The organism is Janthinobacterium sp. GW822-FHT07H11, assembly GCF_058798615.1.
In genome coordinates this window covers 5,188,280-5,205,714 of record NZ_CM179507.1, presented here as the reverse complement: position 1 = coordinate 5,205,714, position 17,435 = coordinate 5,188,280, and the positions used below count along the sequence as shown (strand labels likewise).

Annotated in this window: 17 protein-coding genes; 11 read left to right on the top strand and 6 right to left on the bottom strand. The window is 61.7% G+C overall.

Annotation, left to right across the window (positions count from 1 at the left end; all coding sequences use genetic code 11):
* Positions 1 to 17: 17 nt before the first annotated feature.
* Entirely contained in the window at positions 18 to 425 is a 408-nt protein-coding gene (locus AC3RCJ_RS22900; RefSeq protein ID WP_492961114.1) for a PRC-barrel domain-containing protein, read from the bottom strand.
* A 247-nt stretch (positions 426 to 672) separates the two neighbouring features.
* On the opposite strand from AC3RCJ_RS22900, the gene pyrG reads away from it, so the two are divergent.
* The 3 genes from pyrG to ftsB all read left to right on the top strand — a co-directional run bounded on the left by pyrG (position 673) and on the right by ftsB (position 4,136).
* The gene (gene pyrG / locus AC3RCJ_RS22895) at positions 673 to 2,325 is read left to right on the top strand and encodes a CTP synthase (RefSeq protein WP_492961112.1); all 1,653 of its coding nucleotides are present in this window, start codon (positions 673 to 675) and stop codon (positions 2,323 to 2,325) included.
* A 142-nt stretch (positions 2,326 to 2,467) separates the two neighbouring features.
* Complete coding sequence (gene eno / locus AC3RCJ_RS22890; protein ID WP_492961110.1) at positions 2,468 to 3,751, top strand: phosphopyruvate hydratase; 1,284 nt, start codon at positions 2,468 to 2,470, stop codon at positions 3,749 to 3,751.
* A gap of 61 nt (positions 3,752 to 3,812) precedes the next feature.
* Positions 3,813 to 4,136: a cell division protein FtsB gene (gene ftsB / locus AC3RCJ_RS22885; RefSeq protein ID WP_492961108.1), complete on the top strand. Its 324-nt coding sequence runs from the start codon at positions 3,813 to 3,815 to the stop codon at positions 4,134 to 4,136.
* Positions 4,137 to 4,371: 235 nt separating this feature from the next.
* Here ftsB and AC3RCJ_RS22880 read toward each other — a convergent pair whose 3' ends face one another.
* The 5 genes from AC3RCJ_RS22880 to AC3RCJ_RS22860 all read right to left on the bottom strand — a co-directional run bounded on the left by AC3RCJ_RS22880 (position 4,372) and on the right by AC3RCJ_RS22860 (position 10,004).
* Entirely contained in the window at positions 4,372 to 4,653 is a 282-nt protein-coding gene (locus AC3RCJ_RS22880; RefSeq protein WP_058049567.1) for a hypothetical protein, read from the bottom strand.
* 152 nt (positions 4,654 to 4,805) lie between these two features.
* Complete coding sequence (locus tag AC3RCJ_RS22875) at positions 4,806 to 5,936, bottom strand: glycerophosphodiester phosphodiesterase (RefSeq protein ID WP_492961106.1); 1,131 nt, start codon at positions 5,934 to 5,936, stop codon at positions 4,806 to 4,808.
* Positions 5,936 to 8,344, bottom strand: coding sequence for a TonB-dependent receptor (locus AC3RCJ_RS22870; protein ID WP_492961104.1), 2,409 nt, complete (start codon positions 8,342 to 8,344; stop codon positions 5,936 to 5,938). Before AC3RCJ_RS22870 ends, AC3RCJ_RS22875 begins: the two co-directional genes overlap by 1 nt.
* A 150-nt stretch (positions 8,345 to 8,494) precedes the next feature.
* A complete protein-coding gene (gene hslO, locus AC3RCJ_RS22865) occupies positions 8,495 to 9,475 on the bottom strand; it encodes an Hsp33 family molecular chaperone HslO (protein ID WP_492961102.1) in 981 nt (326 codons plus the stop codon).
* Positions 9,476 to 9,479: 4 nt separating this feature from the next.
* Positions 9,480 to 10,004, bottom strand: a complete 525-nt coding sequence (locus tag AC3RCJ_RS22860; protein ID WP_492961100.1) for a gamma carbonic anhydrase family protein — start codon at positions 10,002 to 10,004, stop codon at positions 9,480 to 9,482.
* Positions 10,005 to 10,233: 229 nt separating this feature from the next.
* Here AC3RCJ_RS22860 and AC3RCJ_RS22855 point away from each other — a divergent pair, with 229 nt between their 5' ends.
* The 8 genes from AC3RCJ_RS22855 to bamC all read left to right on the top strand — a co-directional run bounded on the left by AC3RCJ_RS22855 (position 10,234) and on the right by bamC (position 17,413).
* Entirely contained in the window at positions 10,234 to 11,109 is an 876-nt protein-coding gene (locus AC3RCJ_RS22855) for an alpha/beta fold hydrolase (protein WP_492961098.1), read from the top strand.
* A gap of 90 nt (positions 11,110 to 11,199) precedes the next feature.
* Positions 11,200 to 12,033, top strand: coding sequence for a 3',5'-nucleoside bisphosphate phosphatase (locus AC3RCJ_RS22850; RefSeq protein WP_492961096.1), 834 nt, complete (start codon positions 11,200 to 11,202; stop codon positions 12,031 to 12,033).
* Between the two features lie 219 nt (positions 12,034 to 12,252).
* Complete coding sequence (gene htpX / locus AC3RCJ_RS22845; protein WP_492961094.1) at positions 12,253 to 13,137, top strand: protease HtpX; 885 nt, start codon at positions 12,253 to 12,255, stop codon at positions 13,135 to 13,137.
* A gap of 38 nt (positions 13,138 to 13,175) precedes the next feature.
* Positions 13,176 to 13,799, top strand: coding sequence for an L-threonylcarbamoyladenylate synthase (locus AC3RCJ_RS22840; protein ID WP_492961092.1), 624 nt, complete (start codon positions 13,176 to 13,178; stop codon positions 13,797 to 13,799).
* Positions 13,800 to 13,882: 83 nt separating this feature from the next.
* Entirely contained in the window at positions 13,883 to 14,560 is a 678-nt protein-coding gene (locus tag AC3RCJ_RS22835) for a site-2 protease family protein (RefSeq protein WP_492961090.1), read from the top strand.
* A 42-nt stretch (positions 14,561 to 14,602) separates the two neighbouring features.
* A complete protein-coding gene (locus tag AC3RCJ_RS22830) occupies positions 14,603 to 15,175 on the top strand; it encodes a class I SAM-dependent methyltransferase (RefSeq protein ID WP_492961088.1) in 573 nt (190 codons plus the stop codon).
* An 84-nt stretch (positions 15,176 to 15,259) separates the two neighbouring features.
* On the top strand, positions 15,260 to 16,138 hold the full coding sequence (gene dapA / locus AC3RCJ_RS22825) for a 4-hydroxy-tetrahydrodipicolinate synthase (RefSeq protein WP_492961086.1): 879 nt from the start codon (positions 15,260 to 15,262) through the stop codon (positions 16,136 to 16,138).
* Positions 16,139 to 16,219: 81 nt separating this feature from the next.
* The gene (gene bamC, locus AC3RCJ_RS22820; protein ID WP_492961084.1) at positions 16,220 to 17,413 is read left to right on the top strand and encodes an NlpB/DapX family lipoprotein; all 1,194 of its coding nucleotides are present in this window, start codon (positions 16,220 to 16,222) and stop codon (positions 17,411 to 17,413) included.
* The last annotated feature ends 22 nt before the right edge of the window (positions 17,414 to 17,435 follow it).

The window sequence follows — 17,435 nt, the reverse complement described above, 5'->3', positions numbered from 1 at the left end:
CAAATGAGGACGACTGTTTAATACTCACGCGGCGTGGTGCCGTAGTAGCTGTGGATGGAATTCGCCCACGTCTGGTCCGCCATGTCCGGCCAGTTATCGGTGTCGAAGCCGGGTGCGTTTTCGATGCGCTCCTTGTCGACGTTCAGGGTGAAACGCTTGTTGACGGTGTCGAGCAGCAGCGCTTCCCAGGGCACGGCGAACAGCTTTTCGCCGATGGTGAAGACACCGCCGTGCGACATGACGGCGTAGGCGATCTTGCCGCTGCGCATGTCGATCATGATTTCCTTGATTTCGCCCAGGTGTTCATCCTTGGCGTTGTGCACATGGTCGCCGATCAGGGTATCGGCACCCATCAGTTCAGGGCCGGGGCCTTTGTGGCCGCGGTTGACATACATGCCGTAGGCGTCGCGTTCTTCGTAGCTCATGGTGGACCTCCTGTTGAAAAATCCCAGTCTGCCGCCACGGCGCGGCAGGGTCTGTTCGCTCGCCCACACAAAGTATGGAACTGGAAATATTTCAATTATTGCCATTGGGTAATTTTGTTGCGCGTAGACAGCAGGAGAGGGAGGAATAGTCGGCATTTGGCGCAAATATCCACGCGCGGGGAGCGCCAGAGGCGGGCTTTAGTGTATAATTTCAATTTCCCGCACGTGCCGTTCGGCACCATCTGCAATGACCAAATTTGTCTTCGTCACTGGCGGCGTTGTGTCTTCCCTTGGAAAAGGGATTGCCGCCGCCTCCCTCGCCGCGATCCTCGAATCGCGCGGCCTTAAAGTCACCATGCTCAAGCTCGACCCGTATATCAACGTCGATCCTGGCACGATGAGCCCTATGCAGCACGGTGAAGTCTTCGTCACCGATGACGGGGCCGAAACCGACCTCGACCTCGGTCACTACGAGCGCTTCATCTCCACCCGCATGAAAAAGGTGAATAACTTCACCACCGGCCAGATCTATGAATCGGTGATCCGCAAGGAACGCCGGGGCGAATATCTGGGCAAGACCGTGCAGGTGATTCCGCATATCACGAATGAAATCCAGGATTACATCCGCCGTGGCGCCGAAGGCTACGACGTGGCCCTGTGCGAAATCGGCGGCACCGTCGGCGATATCGAATCCTTGCCCTTCCTGGAAGCGGCACGCCAGCTGAGCCTGCGCGCCGGCCGCAAGAACACGGCCTTCGTCCACCTGACCCTGGTGCCTTACATCGCCTCGGCCGGCGAACTGAAGACCAAACCGACCCAGCACTCGGTGCAAAAGCTGCGCGAAATCGGCATCTTGCCCAACGCGCTGCTGTGCCGCGCCGACCGCGCCATCCCGGAAGACGAGCGCGCGAAAATCTCGCTGTTCTCGAACATCGAGGAAGACGCCGTCATTTCCGTGTGGGACGTCGACACCATCTACAAAGTGCCGCAAATGCTGCACGACCAGGGCCTCGACAAGATCATCTGCGACGCGCTGGACCTCGATCCCGCACCGGCCGACCTGTCGATCTGGAGCAAGCTGATCTACACGATGGAGCACCCGAAGGCGGAAGTGACCGTCGGCATGGTCGGCAAGTATGTCGAGCTGACCGAGTCGTACAAGTCGCTGATCGAAGCGCTGCGCCACGCCGGCATCCACACGGAAAGCCGCGTCAACATCGAGTACATCGATTCGGAAGAAATCGAAACGACCGGTTGCGACGGCCTTGGCAAGTACGATGCCATCCTGGTGCCGGGCGGCTTCGGCAAGCGCGGCGTGGAAGGCAAGATCAAGGCGGCCCAGTTCGCCCGTGAGCACAAGATCCCTTACCTGGGCATCTGCCTGGGCATGCAGGTGGCCCTGATCGAATACGCGCGCAACAAGGCAGGCATGCCGAACGCGAATTCGACCGAGTTCGACCTTGATACGGATCAACCCGTCGTTGCGCTGATCAATGAGTGGCAAAACCACGATGGTAAAGTCGAGTTGCGCGATGAAAACTCGGACCTGGGCGGTACCATGCGCCTGGGCGCGCAGACCTGCGCCGTCAATCCGGGCACCCTCGCCGCCGAGATCTACGGCAGCGTGGTGACCGAGCGTCACCGCCATCGCTACGAAGCCAATAATCACTACCTGGCCCGTGTCGAAGCGGCTGGCCTGATCGTCTCGGCCCGCACGCCGAGCGAAGACTTGTGCGAAATCATGGAATTGCCGCGCACGGGTGAAAATGCCCACCCATGGTATATGGGCGTGCAATACCATCCCGAGTTCAAGTCGACGCCACGCACCGGCCATCCGCTGTTTACCTCGTTCATCAAGGCAGCGCTGGCGCACAAGGAAGCCAACGCCGCTGCGGAATAACGCGGGTCGCTTGCGACAGTATTACCCGTAAGACAGCTCCCGGCCAGATCGTTCCCGCCGGGAGTTTCTTTGCCCCCTTTGTGCAATTGCGCATCAGAACGCAGTGTGCAGCCCCCTGTTACGCTTAACTTTGGAGAATGACATGAGTGCTATTGTTGATATTATCGGTCGCGAAATCCTGGACTCGCGCGGCAACCCGACCGTCGAATGCGATGTGTTGCTGGAATCGGGCGTGATGGGCCGTGCCGCCGTGCCGTCGGGTGCCTCGACCGGTTCGCGCGAAGCCGTGGAATTGCGCGATGGCGACGCCAAGCGCTACTTCGGCAAGGGCGTGCTGCAAGCATGCGAAAACATCAATACCGAAATCTCCGAAGCCATCATGGGCCTGGACGCCAATGAACAGGCTTTCCTGGACCGTACCCTGATCGACCTGGACGGCACGGAAAACAAATCGCGCCTGGGCGCCAACGCCATCCTGGCCGTCTCCATGGCCGTGGCCAAGGCTGCCGCCGAAGAAGCGGGCTTGCCGCTGTACCGCTATTTCGGCGGTTCGGGCGCCATGCAGATGCCAGTGCCGATGATGAACGTCATCAACGGCGGCGCACACGCCGACAACAACCTGGACATCCAGGAATTCATGATCATTCCCGTGGGCGCCCCGTCGTTCAAGGAAGCCGTCCGCTACGGCGCGGAAGTGTTCCACACGCTGAAAAAGATCCTGCACAAAAAGGGCCTGAACACCAACGTGGGCGACGAAGGCGGTTTCGCCCCATCGCTGGCCAACCATGAAGAAGCCATCAAGCTGATCATCCAGGCCATCGAAGAAGCGGGCTACGAGCCAGGCACGCAGATCGCCATCGGCCTCGATTGCGCCGCGTCCGAGTTCTACAAGAACGGCAAGTACGAAATGGAAGGCGAGGGCCTGAGCCTGAGCGCCACCGAGTTCACCAACCTGCTGGCGACCTGGTGCGACAAGTACCCGATCATCTCGATCGAAGACGCGATGCACGAAGGCGACTGGGACGGCTGGGCGATCCTCACCCAGGAACTGGGCAAGAAAGTGCAACTGGTCGGCGACGACCTGTATGTCACCAACACCAAGATCCTGAAAGAAGGCATTTCGAAAGGCATCGCCAATTCGATCCTGATCAAGATCAACCAGATCGGCACCCTGACGGAAACCTTCGCCGCCATCGAAATGGCCAAGCGCGCCGGCTACACGGCCGTCATCTCGCACCGCTCGGGCGAAACGGAAGACTCGACCATCGCCGATATCGCCGTGGCTACCAACGCCCTGCAGATCAAGACCGGCTCGATGTCGCGTTCGGACCGCATGGCCAAGTACAACCAGCTGCTGCGTATCGAGGAAGACCTGGGTGACATCGCCAGCTACCCTGGCCGCGATGCGTTCTATAATCTGAAGTAAGCTGAAGTAAAACCCACTGGCCGGCCGGAGATATCCGGCCGGTTTTTTAACTGAATGTCCCATGCGCCTGATTACGCTCGCCCTGGCAGCCCTGCTGCTGCTGATCCAATTTCCCCTCTGGCTGGGTAAAGGCGGCTGGCTGCGTGTTGCCGACATGGAAGCCCAAGTGGCGGTGGCGAATAAAAAGAATCTGGAATTGAAGGCGCGCAACGCCAAGCTCGAATCCGAAGTGCGCGACCTGAAGGATGGCACGGGCGCCGTCGAAGAGCGTGCCCGCTATGAGCTGGGCATGGTCAAGCAGAATGAGATTTTCGTGCAGATCGTGCGCAAGGGTCAGACCCCGCCACTGCTGGAAACGCCGGTGGACGCTGCCGCGCCGCACTAAGTCATACACATTTCCCGCTTGCCAGCCTGGACCGATTGCCAGGCTGACATGTCATATTGTTACCTTGTTACCTTGTTACCTTGTACTGCTGCACGCTATTGCCTTGCTGCTTGCTGATCAGAAACGCGCCTTGCCGGTCGAGATCAGGTAGAAATGGATGCCGGTAACGACGACGGCTACGGCGATCAGTGCGGTTTCGAGAAACATCATATAAAAATCCTTTCAGAGTATTGAGTTAGCCGCGCGAAGCCAGGAAACGCAGTTCGGCTGCCAGATTCGGCATCAGCTTTTCGTAGCGGTTCGCTTCCGAGTTCAGCAGGGCGAAATCGCGCTTGCTTGGGCGCACATAGCGCTCGTCGTCGGCGCTGGTCGTCGCGGTGGCGATGACTTCCTTCTGCGCCAGTTCGCTGTACGGCTTGGAAGCGAGCAGGGCGCCCAGGAAGGCGCGCGTGGCGCGGCCCAGGTTGCTGAAGTAGTTGTCGTTGTCGTTGCTGTAGGTGTTGGTAAAAGTGGACATATGCCCTCCATGAATGGTCTGTTGTTGCATTGCACAATAATGGAGTTGGCGATATATGTCTAATTCCAAATTCCAATTTCAGAAATTCAAGAAACGCATAATAAGGGCGTAGCCGCCGGCCACGCCCTGAAAAAGAATTTGTTACCAAATGTTTATCCGGCGGCGATGCGTCCCAAACCCGGATCGTCGCTGAAAAAGCCGTCCAGTCCCGTCTCGATATAGCGCCGCATTTCCGCCACGGACCCCGCTTCGTTGCGCGCATTTTCTCCATTGCCGTCGCGGAAGTCGGCCGCCAGGAAGCGGTTTTCCGGGCGGAAGGTCCATGTGTGCAGCAGCAAGCCCGCCTGGTGCGCATCGTCGACGATGGCGGTGGGTTTGCCCAGGCGCTGGTCGGCGCCCAGCGCGATGATTGCTCGCGTGGGCGGCGCCACCACGTCCGCATAGGCGGCGATGTCGCGCAAGCCGGCCGGCGTCGTCATTTGTCCAAACGTCAGCTTGCCGCCCGCCTTGACGACGTCCATGGGGCGCACGTCGCCGCCCACCACCAGCTGCATCAGGCGCACGTTGGCGCGCCGTCCCAGCTTCTCGCGCAGGTATTTTAAATTGGCCACTTCGAACGACTGGATCTCGATCGGCGCGCGGCGCGTGTACTCGTGCGCCAGCATGGTCGACAGGAAGCGGTCTTCCAGCGCCAGGCCCGCATCGCGGAAGTAGGTCGAGCTTTTCAGCTCGGGCACGAGGCCGATGACGCGGCCGCTGGCGGCAGATTGCGCTGCAACAAAATCGATGATTTCTTCCCAGGTCGGGATCTGGAATTGGCCATCGTATAAGGTGTTGCCGGTGCGCACTTTCGGCAAGCGTTCGATGGCGCGCAGGGTCTTCAGTTCGGCCAGGGTGAAATCGTCGACGAACCAGCCTTCGTGCCATTCGCCGTCGACCAGTTTCTTGCCGCGCCGGCTGGCGAACTCGGGCCGGCGCGCCACGTCGGTGGTGTCGATCAGATTGCTTTCGTGACGCGCCACGAGGATGCCGTCGCGCGTGGCCACCAGGTCCGGCTCGACGTAGTCGGCGCCATCGAGGATGGCCTTGGCGTACGAGGCCAAGGTGTGTTCAGGGCGCAGGGCGCTGGCGCCCCGGTGGGCGAACACGAGCGGGCGGCTCGGGGGCGGGGCCAGCAGGCCGGCGGCAAAGCCCGGCGCGGCCGCCAGGGCCAGGCCGCCCACGGCCGCCTGGACGAAGCTGCGGCGCGAAAAGTGCCGTTGCGGGAGGATGGGCGCGCGCATCAGAAATCCGCCGTCAAGGTCAAAAAGCCCTGGCGCGGGGCGATCGGGAAGGTGTTGTACGTCTTGTCGGCCGCGCCCACCACCACGTTCAGCGCGCCTTCGCGGTTGGCCAGGTTGCTGACGTTCAAGCGCCAGCGCGGGTTCTTCAGCCAGCCGGCCAGGGCCGGCAGCTTGCCCGACACGCCCAGGCCCATCAGGAAATAGCTGGGCACGGACAAATCGTTGGTGTAGGTCGCGTAGCGCTTGCCCACATAGTCTCCCGTCAGCTGCACTTCGATATCGCCAAAGGTGGCGGAAGCAACAAATTTGTTCAGCCATTCCGGCGAGCCGGGCACGTTCTTGCCCGCCGTCGGCACCAGCGCGGCGCCGTTGTAGTAATTATCCGCATACTGGGAACGGTTGTACGACAGGGCATTGTAGAACGAAAAGTTGTTGCCAAAGTGCACTGTGCCGGCGATATCGATGCCATCCGTGCGCACGCTGCCCACGTTGGCCAGCACGGGGTTGCCACCGATGATGGAGGAAATCACGGGCGTCGGGCTGATCTGCAGCAAACGGTTGCTGAAATCTACGTGATAGACGTTGACCTGGCCATCGATGGCCGTGATGGCGCCCAGGTTCAAGGCGTGGCTGCCGCGCACGCCCACTTCATAGGTGAGGGCCGTTTCCGGCTTGGCGTCGCGCTTGAACAGGTCGAACGCGGCCTGGCTCGACAAACTCCATGGCGACGCGCCGCCGCCGCCATAGGTGACGAACTGGCGCATGTTTTTCTGGATATTGAAGTACAGCTGGTCTTGCGGCGTGACATCCCAGCGCGCGCCCACTTGCGGCAAGAACCATTTTTTCGTGTTGATGGTGCCGACCGGCAGGGCGGTCGAGCCGCCGGCAATGGCGCCCTTGGCCGGCTGCACGGGGAACTGGCCATCGGCAAACTGCAGGCTGGACTTGAAGCCGGCCTGCAGCGCGATATCGGGGCGGATGCGCCATTCATCCTGCAAGTGCAGCTGCACCACCTTGTTGTCGATCTCGCTGCCGTACTGCGTGATCAAGGGATTGCCGGGGCGGTCATACGGCGAAGTGGGGTTATTGACGTCGAGCGCATACCAGCGGCGGTAGGCGGACGAACGGTTCTGTTCCAGCCACAGGCCCGCCTCGATCTGGTGTTCGCCGAGCTCCTTGCGCACGGTGGAAAGGAAGCCGCCGCGCTTGATGTCGTATTCCGTCGTGCGCACGGCGTAGCCCGAGTTGCCGAAGACTTCCTTCAGATTCTGTTTCGGGTAGTACACGCTGAACAGGCCCGGCAAGCCGGCCACGCCGATGGGGCCGGCCACCACGCCTGCGCCGTCATCCTTGTGGTAATACACCTGGTTCGACCACGTCATGCCATCGGACAGGTTGGCGTCGAACTTGGCGTAGGCCAGGTAATCGGTGCGCTGTGCATCGCTGTAGTAATTGCGGTAATTGTTGCCGTCGGCGGCAGGCGTGGCGCCCGTCGGCGACAGGTAATTGAGGGCCGCCTTGAAGTCCGGGTACAGGAAGGGGCGCGTGTAGGGCGCGCTCGTCTCGCCCTTCACGTGCACGGTGCTGTCTTCGTTCGGCTCGATCTTGTCCGAGTAATTGAAGAACAGGGTCAGCTTGCCCGCCTCGCTGCGGTTGACGTATTTGGCGTTGAACTGGTCGCCGCCCTGGCGCGCATCGAAGTCCCAGGCCCGTGCTTCATGGTGCAGGATGGAAAAATAGGCGCTGCTGCCGTCGCCAAAGGCGCCCGTGTCGTAGCGGGCAAAGGTGCGCGAGGTGCGGTGGCTGCCCACCGTCTGCTGCAGGCTGCCGCCCTGCGTGGCCAGCGGGTCGCTGGAATAGGTTTCGATGGTGCCGCCCAGGTTGCTGGTCGAGGCCGTCGCCAGGTCGCCCGCGCCCGAGGACAGCACGACGCTGCGCACGTTTTCGCTGATGACGGCGCGCTGCGGCGACAGGCCGTTGTAGTTGCCGTACTGCTGGTCACCGAGCGGCACGCCGTCCATGGTGTAGCCGAGTTGCTGACCGGAAAACCCGTGCACGAACAGCGACAGGTTTTGCTCGTTGTTGCCCCACGGATCGGCCGTCTGGAAGCTGACGCCGGGCAGGGTTTGCAATGCCTTCAGCGGGTTCGTGCCGGGCAGGATTTTCTGGATTTCATTCTTGCTCAGGGCGACCGAAGAGCGCGTCTTGCGCGAGGAAATCTCCACGGTGGCCATGGGCGCGTTGTCGTCGGCGGCCGGGGCGGCGGCCATCTCGGTGGCGGCGGACGCCACGGCGGCGGCCACGGCCGTTTGCGCCAGGGCAGGCAAACTCAAGCCTGCGGCGCAGGCGCCCAGCAACACGTGGAAGGAATGGCGGCGCAGGGCCAGCGTCAAGTGGGGTGTCATCATCAGCCTGTGGAAAGTGGGAAGCAATACAAGCTGCGCAGCGTAACGGCGCACCGTGACGGGCTGATGACGAACTGATGACGGAACGATGACAGTGGAAACAATTGCGCCGCCTCAAGGGCGGCGCGGGGGATTATGGCGAAACTGTAATGCTTAGTTGATGCTGGCGGCTGGCGGAATCAAGACCTCGGCCGGCGCATCCGTGATGAACAGCTGCGCGCAATCGACCTTGTCGAACTCGTAGTGCTGGCCGCAGAAATCGCAGTTCACGCCTACTTGCCCCACTTCTTCCAGGGTGCTGTTGACTTCTTCCTCGCCCAGCATCTTGAGCATATTGCCCACTTTTTCGCGCGTGCAGGTGCAGTGGAAGCTCGGGTGCAGCGGGTCGAAGACGCGGATCGTCTCTTCCCAGAATAAACGCTGCATCAGGGTGTCGATGTCGGTCGACAGGATTTCTGCCTCTTTCAGCGTCGAGGCCAGCATCACGGCGCGGTTCCACGTGTCGAGCGCGTCTTCTTCCGAGACGGGCGTCGCTTCGGCCTTGCCGCCATGGTGCGGCAGTTTTTGCAGCAGCAGGCCGCGCGAGACGGTGTCGTCCGTGGCCAGCCACAGGCGCGTATCGAGCTGTTCCGAGCGCAGCATGTAGTTTTCGATGACGGTGGCCATGTCGTCGCCGTCCAGCGGCACGATGCCCTGGTACGGCTGCTGGCCCGGCACCTTGTCGGCCGGGTCCAGGGTGATGATGAAGCGGCCCTTGCCCGTGGCGTTGAGCAATTGCGGCACGGTGGCCCCGTCGGCGATGGCGGCGTCCGGGTCCAGCTTGGCCGTGGCGCGCAGGCGCAGGTCCGAATCGCATTCGACCACCATCAGGCGCACGGGACCGTCGCCATGGATCTGCATGATGATGGAGCCGTTGAATTTCAGGTTGGCCGACAGCAGGGCGGCGGCGGCCACCATTTCGCCCAGCACTTTTTTCACGGCCGTCGGATAGGCGTGGCGCGACACCACTTCCTGCCAGGTGGCCGATACGTCGATGAACTGGCCGCGCACGGCGGCATTGTCAAAAATAAACTTTTGCAGGGTATCCTGGCCGGTGGCGGCTGCGCTGACGGCGCCCGTGGTTTCAATCGTCATTCTCTTATCCAATCTTCTTGAGTTGCGTATTAAATAGCTGGCCGCGCTGCACATAGTTCACGGCGTTGCCTTGTAGCCTGGTGATATCGTCCGCCGTCAGGGCCCGCACGGCTTTCGCCGGAGAGCCGAGGATCAGCATATTGTCGGGAAATTCCTTGCCTTCCGTGACCAGGGCGCCCGCGCCGACCAGGCAGCCCTTGCCGATCTTCGCGCCGTTCAGGATCACGGCCTGGATGCCGACCAGCGCGCCATCGCCGATGGTGCAGCCGTGCAACATGGCCTGGTGGCCGATGGTCACGTTCTCGCCGATGTCCAGCGGATAGCCGGGGTCCGTATGCAGCACGGCGCCTTCCTGCACATTGCTGTTGGCGCCCACCGTGATGCGTTCATTGTCGCCGCGAATCGTCGCGCCGAACCATACGGAGCTGTTCGCGCCCAGGGTCACTTTGCCGATCACGTTGGCCGTGTCGGCGACAAAAGCGGAAGCGTCAATCTGTGGCGCATAGTCGCCCAATTGGTAGAGTGTCATCGTTAGCCTGTGGCGGTGGTGGAAGCGCCGGGCTGGCCGGACGCGGAAGTTTTACTTATTTGCTTATCTACTGCGTACGCTATTTTACGCTGTTGCAGGGCAAGTCCTGCCGCCGAGCGCCAATCCGGTATAATTATCGAACGGTCGTACTTTTATATGCGCACTATCCACAGACACAGCATGTGGCGCCATCCGCGCCACTTTCAAGGCAGGCAATGAGATGAAACCCATGAAACTTTCCCGTTCCGAATTCATCAGCATCCGCGGCGCGCGCACGCATGTGCGCCACTGGGGCCGTGTAGGCGCGCCCATGCTGTTCATGGTGCACGGCTGGATGGACGTGGCCGCCTCGTTCCAGTTCGTCGTCGACGAGTTGCAAGGCGACTGGCACGTGATCGCGCCCGACTGGCGCGGCTTTGGCCTGAGCGACTACACGCAGTCCGATACCTACTGGTTCCCCGACTACCTGGCCGACCTGGACGCCATGCTGCTGCACTATTCGCCGGACGCGCCCGTCAACCTGCTCGGCCACAGCATGGGCGCCAACGTGGCGGGCCTGTACGCGGGCGTGCGCCCGGAACGCATCGGCCGCTTCATCAACCTGGAAGGCTTCGGCATGATGGCAACGCAGCCGGAGCAGGCGCCGGGCCGCTATGCGAAGTGGCTGGACGAATTGCGCGAGCCGCCCGCCATGCGCAGTTATCCGAGTCAACAGGCCGTGGCCGAGCGCCTGCAAAAGACCAATCCGCGCCTGCCGGACGAGCGCGCGGCTTTTCTCGCCGCACACTGGTCGGCGCAGAACGAGGCGGGCGAATGGGATATCCTTGGCGACCCGCAGCACAAGCGCGTCAATCCCATCCTGTATCAGGTGGAAGAAGTGATGGCCTGCTGGCGCCGCATCACGGCGCCCGTGCTGTGGGTGGAGGCCGATGACACAAATATGTGGCAGTGGATGGGACCCAAGGAACAGGCGCGCATCGAGATCGACCGGCGTTTGGCCTGCATCAAGGATGTGCGCTGCGAGATGATGGCGGACGCGGGCCACATGCTGCATCATGATCAACCTGCGGCACTGGCGCGGCTGGTGGAAGCCTTTCTGGCCTGAGGTGTGTCAGGAACGCCGCAGCGCGATTTGACAAGCAGCGTACAATGAAAGCTTCTTCCATGCTGAGCCCGTGCAGGGTATTGTTGTCACATGCTTAAAGTCGACCTGCATTGTCATTCGAATATTTCCGACGGCGTACTGGCACCTGCCGCCGTGGCCGCTTACGCACGCAAGGCCGGCGTCGACGTGTGGGCGCTGACGGACCACGATGAAGTGTCTGGCATCGCCGCCGCGCGCACGGCCGCGCTGGACCTGGGCATGCGCTTCGTGGCCGGCGTGGAAATTTCCATCACCTGGGCCGGCGAAACCGTGCACATCGTCGGCTTGCAAGTCGATGAAAACCATCCGGGCCTGGTGCAGGGCTTGCACCAGACGCGCTCGGGGCGCGATGCGCGCGGCCGCGAGATCGCCCGCCAGCTGGACCTGGCCGGCATTCCCGATGCCTATGAAGGGGCCTTGAAGTTTGTCGGCAACCCGGACCTGATGTCGCGCACACACTTCGCCCGCTACATCGTGGAAACGGGCAAATGCGCGAACATTCCCGACGTGTTCAAGAAATACCTGTCAGAAGGCAAGCCCGGTTACGTCGAGCACCGCTGGGCCACCCTGGCCGAGGCCGTGGCCTGGATACGCGGCGCGGGCGGCGTGGCCGTCATTGCCCATCCGGGCCGCTACCGCTTCAGCGACATGGCGCAGGGCGTGCTGTTTGATGAATTCAAGCAATTGGGGGGCGTGGGCATCGAAGTCGTCACGGGCAGCCACAGTCCGGACCAGTATCCGGAATACGCGCAACTGGCCAACGCCTACGGCTTCCTCGCTTCGCGCGGCACGGATTTCCATGCGCCGGGCGAATCGCGCGTGGATTTTGCCATGCTGCCGCCGTTGCCATCGAATGTCACGCCCATCTGGCACGACTGGTTTTAGCTGACAGCCAGGCAAATCTGCTGCGCGGCGCGCTTTGCGGCCGGCGATGCTCGCTGTACTCAAGTACAGCTGCGCTTCTCGGCCACAAATCACTGCCGCTCGCGACGATTTTCCTGGCTGGCGATGCGCCGCCGTGTAGCCAGAGTTGCTTGAAACGTGCATTAGCGTACATATCTTTTTGTTATTCTTGTCATACATAGTCATCTGGAGCCATCGCCCATGAAACGTATCGTCCTTTTTATTGCAACCAACCTGGCCGTGATGCTGGTGCTGTCGCTCGTGCTCAGCTTGCTGGGCGTGGGCAATCCGGCGCGCGGCAGTAGCCTGAACCTGGGCAGCCTGCTGGTGTTTTCGCTGGTGGTGGGTTTTACAGGTTCCATCTTTTCCCTGTTGATCAGCAAACCCATGGCCAAGTGGAGCACGGGCGCGCGCGTGATCGACAACCCGACCTCGTCGACCGAGTTGTGGCTGGTCAATACCGTGCGCGCGCTGTCCGAGCGGGCCGGCATCGGCATGCCGGAAGTGGCCGTCTACGAAGGCGACGCGAATGCGTTTGCCACGGGCGCCTTCAAGAATTCGGCGCTGGTGGCCGTCTCCACCGGCTTGCTGCAAAGCATGAACCGCGATGAAGTCGAAGCCGTGCTGGGCCATGAAATTGCCCACGTCGCCAACGGCGACATGGTGACCTTGACCCTGATCCAGGGCGTGGTCAATACCTTCGTCGTCTTCATGGCCCGCGTGGTCGGTTTCTTTGTCGACAATGTGCTGTTGAAAAATAACAACCGCGAAGGCGGCGGGCGCGGCATCGGTTACTTTGTGACCGTGATGGTGTGCGAAGTCATCTTCGGCTTGCTGGCCTCCATCATCGTCGCCTGGTTCTCGCGCCAGCGCGAATTTCGCGCCGACGCCGGTTCGGCCAAGCTGCTGGGCAGCCCGACGCCGATGATGCATGCGCTGGCCCGCCTCGGCGGCGTGCCGCCGGGCGAACTGCCGCAATCGATGCAGGCGCTGGGCATCAGCGGCGGCAATGGCGGCTGGGGTGCGCTGTTCGCCACCCATCCGCCGATCGAACAACGCATCGCCGCGCTGCGCGGCGTACAATAATATTAACTTAACAAGCTGGTTCGCCAGAACGCTGACACATGAGTCAATTTTTCCAGATTCACCCAGACAATCCGCAATTGCGCCTGATCAAGCAGGCGGCACAGATCATCGCGTCCGGCGGCGTCGTGGCCTTGCCCACGGATTCCTGCTACGCGCTGGTGTGCCAGCTCGACGACAAGGGCGCCGTCGAGCGCCTGCGCCGCATCCGTGGCGTGGATGAAAAGCATCATCTGACCCTGCTGTGCCGCGACTTGAGCGAGCTGGGCGTGTATGCGCGCGTCGACAACCGCCAGTTCCGCCTGCTCAAGGCGGCCACGCCGGGCGCCTACACCTTCATCCTGGAAGCGACCAAGGAAGTGCCGCGCCGCCTCAGCCATCCTTCGCGCAAGACCATCGGCCTGCGCGTGCCGCAGCACCGCATCGTGCAGTGCCTGCTGGAAGAGCTGGGCCAGCCCCTGCTGGGCGCGACATTGACCCTGCCCGGCGATGAAGACAGCCTGACGGACGCCGACACCATCCGCGAACGGCTGGAAAAGCTGGTCGACCTGATCATCGATGGCGGCGTCTGCGCGCACGGTCCCAGCACGGTGATCGACTTGACGGGTCCGGAACCGGAAGTGGTGCGCCTGGGGCGCGGTGATCCGGCCGTGCTGGGCTTGTAGTGGCCGGTGCAGGGCGCCGGATTTACCTGTCTTTAATGGCAACGTAAGAAAGGCTCCAGTACGCCTCTGGTAGAATCGCGGTCATGAGCGATTTCAATACGATAGTCCAAACCGTTGCCGTCTACCTGGTGCCGGTACTTTTTGCCATTTCCCTGCATGAGGCAGCGCATGGCTACGCCGCCAGATATTTCGGCGACCCCACGGCCTCGAACGAGGGCCGGCTGAGCCTGAACCCCATCCGGCACATCGATCCCTTCGGCACGATACTGCTGCCGCTGATACTGTATTTTACGATCCAGGTGCCGTTCGGCTACGCCAAGCCGGTGCCCGTCGACTTCAGTCGCCTGCGCAATCCGAAGAAGCAGATGGCCTGGGTGGCGTTTGCCGGCCCCGGTTCCAATTTCGTCATGGGCCTGGCCTGGATGATCGCCTTTGTCGTGCTCAGCGTCCTGCCGCCGACGGAAATGGGCATGTTCTTCCGCAAGATGGCGGGTGCCGGCGTCAGCGTCAACGCGGCCATGTTCGTCTTCAACCTGATTCCCGTGCCGCCGCTCGATGGCGGGCGCATCGTCACTGGCCTGTTGCCGATGCACCTGGCGCGTCCTTACGCCAGCATCGAGCGCTATGGCCTGTACGTGTTTGGGGCGCTGGTGCTGCTGATGTACACAGGCATCCTGAACCGCTTCTTGCTGGCGGCGATCGAATTTGTCATTGGCATTTTTGTCACGCTGGTCACGCCGCTGACCGCCATATTGACTTGATGCCCGCAAGCGGATGCACGCAAATAACTGATGGAACTACCGATGCAAGCAACTGAACAATTAGTAGAGACCGAAACGATTTCTCCCTGGGTGCGCCGCTGGGCATGCCTGATCCCGGGCGGCGAAGTGCTGGACTTGGCGTGCGGCGCCGGCCGCCATGCGCGCCACCTGGTCAGCCTCGGCCATCCTGTGATCGCACTCGACCATGATCCGGAGATGCTGGAAAAGGCGGCCGGGACGGGCATCACCACCTCGCTGGTGGACCTGGAAGCGCCGGGTGCCGTGTGGCCGTTCGCCCCCGGCCGCTTTGCCGGCATCGTCGTCACCAACTACCTGCATCGCCCGCTGCTCGAGGCGATGGTCGCCAGCCTGGCGCCCGATGGCGTGTTGCTGTACGAAACCTTTGCCGAAGGCAATGAGCAGTTCGGCAAGCCGTCGAACCCGAAATTCTTGCTGAAGGAAGGCGAAATGCTGGCCTGGGCAGCCGGACAGGGCTTGCGTGTGGTAGCGTATGAAGATGGGCGCGTGGAGCAGCCAAAAGCTGCTCTAGTGCAACGAATTTGTGCCGTTCGGCCAGATTTTCCACGGTTGGCAGCCTTGTTGGCACCGTTTTGAGCGGGCTTTCTAAGGCAGAATGCACCACAGGCGCGGGCTATCCGCTACAATCGTTGTTTTATTTATCGGCGCTATAAACTTACTATGATCAAGGGCAGCATTGTAGCAATCGTCACCCCGATGCACGCAGACGGCAGTCTGGACATTCCAGGTCTGCGCAAGCTGATCGACTGGCATATCGCCGAGGGGACGGATGGCATCGTCATCGTTGGCACCACGGGCGAATCGGCAACAGTGAGCGTGGAAGAACACTGCGAACTGATACAGTTGACCGTCGAGCATGCCAAGGGACGCATTCCTATCATCGCCGGCGCCGGTGGCAATTCCACGGCCGAGGCCATCAAACTGACGCGCTACGCGAAAGAAGCGGGCGCAGATGCCGTCTTGCAAGTTGTGCCGTACTACAACCGTCCGACCCAGGAAGGCATGTACCAGCACTTCAAGGCCATCGCCGAAGCCGTCGACATTCCCGTCATCCTGTACAACGTACCGGGCCGCACGGTTGCCGACATGAGCAACGAGACCATCGTGCGCCTGTCGGCCATCCCGAATATTGTTGGCGTGAAAGATGCTACCGGCAATATCGGCCGCGGCATCGACCTGCTGCGCCTCGTGCCCAGCGATTTCGCCGTGTATTCGGGCGATGATCCGACCGCCATGGCGCTGATGTTCTGCGGCGGCCACGGCAATATCTCCGTCACCGCCAACGTCGCGCCGCGCGCCATGCACGAGATGTGCGTTGCCGCCATGGCGGGCGAGCGTGCCACGGCCATTGCCATCAATAACAAAGTCTTCCCCCTGCACCAGAAATTGTTTGTCGAGCCCAATCCGGTGCCCGTCAAATGGGCGCTGGCCGAAATGGGCATGATGCCTGGCGGCATACGCCTGCCATTGGTGCCGCTGGCTGAACACTGTCATGCGACGGTGCGCGATGCCTTGCGCGACGCCGGCGTCCTGTCTTAAGCCCGGACCTTAAGCCCGGACTCGACCAGTCCGGACCTTCCCTGATTTCAGCTGCTATTTAGCTTCTTATCCAGTAACGACATGACTAATTGCAAGAAAACCAACCCGGCGCCTGCCACCCTCGCCGTCCGCGGCATCGTCATCGGCGCCGTCGCAGCCAGCCTCGCGGGCTGTGGCATGATCAGTTCGGTGGTCGGTGGCGACAAGGTCGACTACAAGTCGGTCAAGAAAGCCAGCACCCTGGACGTGCCGCCCGATCTGACGCAATTGCAGAAGGACAACCGCTACTCCTTGCCCGACGCGAAAAACGGCGTGGCCACGGCTTCCGGCTATAACGCGCAGCGCAATGCCACCGCTGGTACGCCGGTCGTCGTGGGCGCCGATGGCGTGGTCGGTGTCGTGCCCGTTACTGCCGGCGCCGTCAAGGTCGAGCGCGCTGGCAACCAGCGCTGGCTGGTGGTCAAGCAGTCGCCTGAAGTGCTGTGGCCGCAGTTGAAGCAGTTCTGGGAAGATTCCGGCTTCACCATCGCCGTCGACCAGCCGACGGCCGGCATCCTGGAAACCGAGTGGAATGAAAACCGCGCCAAGCTGCCGCAGGACTTTATCCGCAATACCATTGGCAAGGCGTTCGATTCGCTGTACTCGACGGGCGAAAAGGACAAGTTCCGCACCCGCGTGGAGCGCCTGGCCGACGGTTCGACCGAAATCTACATCAGCCACCGTGGCGTGGAAGAAGTGGTCACGGGCCGCGACAAGGAAACCACCACCTGGACCGCGCGTCCGAACGATCCCGGCCTGGAAGCGCAATTCCTGGCCAAGCTGATGACGCGCCTGGGCGCGGCCAGCGACGAAGCACAGGCCAAGACAGCCGTCGACGCCGCCATCGTGCAGCCGCAGCACGCCAAGCTGGTGGGCGATGCCGCCACGCCGGAGCGCGCCATCGAAGTCGATGAGGGCTTCGACCGCGCCTGGCGCCGCGTCGGCCTGGCGCTGGACCGGGTCGGCTTCACCGTGGAAGACCGCGACCGCACGCAAGGCACGTATTTCGTGCGTTACGTCGATCCTGATGTCACCAAGAAAGATGGTTTCTTCTCGAAACTGTTCAGCTGGGGCTCGTCGTCCGACAAGGACAAGGAAGCGCAACGCTACCGCGTGCTGGTCAAGGCCGGCAATGGTTCGACCAGCCTGGTCAGCATCCTCAGCAACGAAGGCAAGCCCGATACTTCGCCAGTGGCCGAGAAGATCCTGGGTCTGCTGAACGAGCAGTTGAAATAAGCAGGGTGATAGCGGCAGCTTG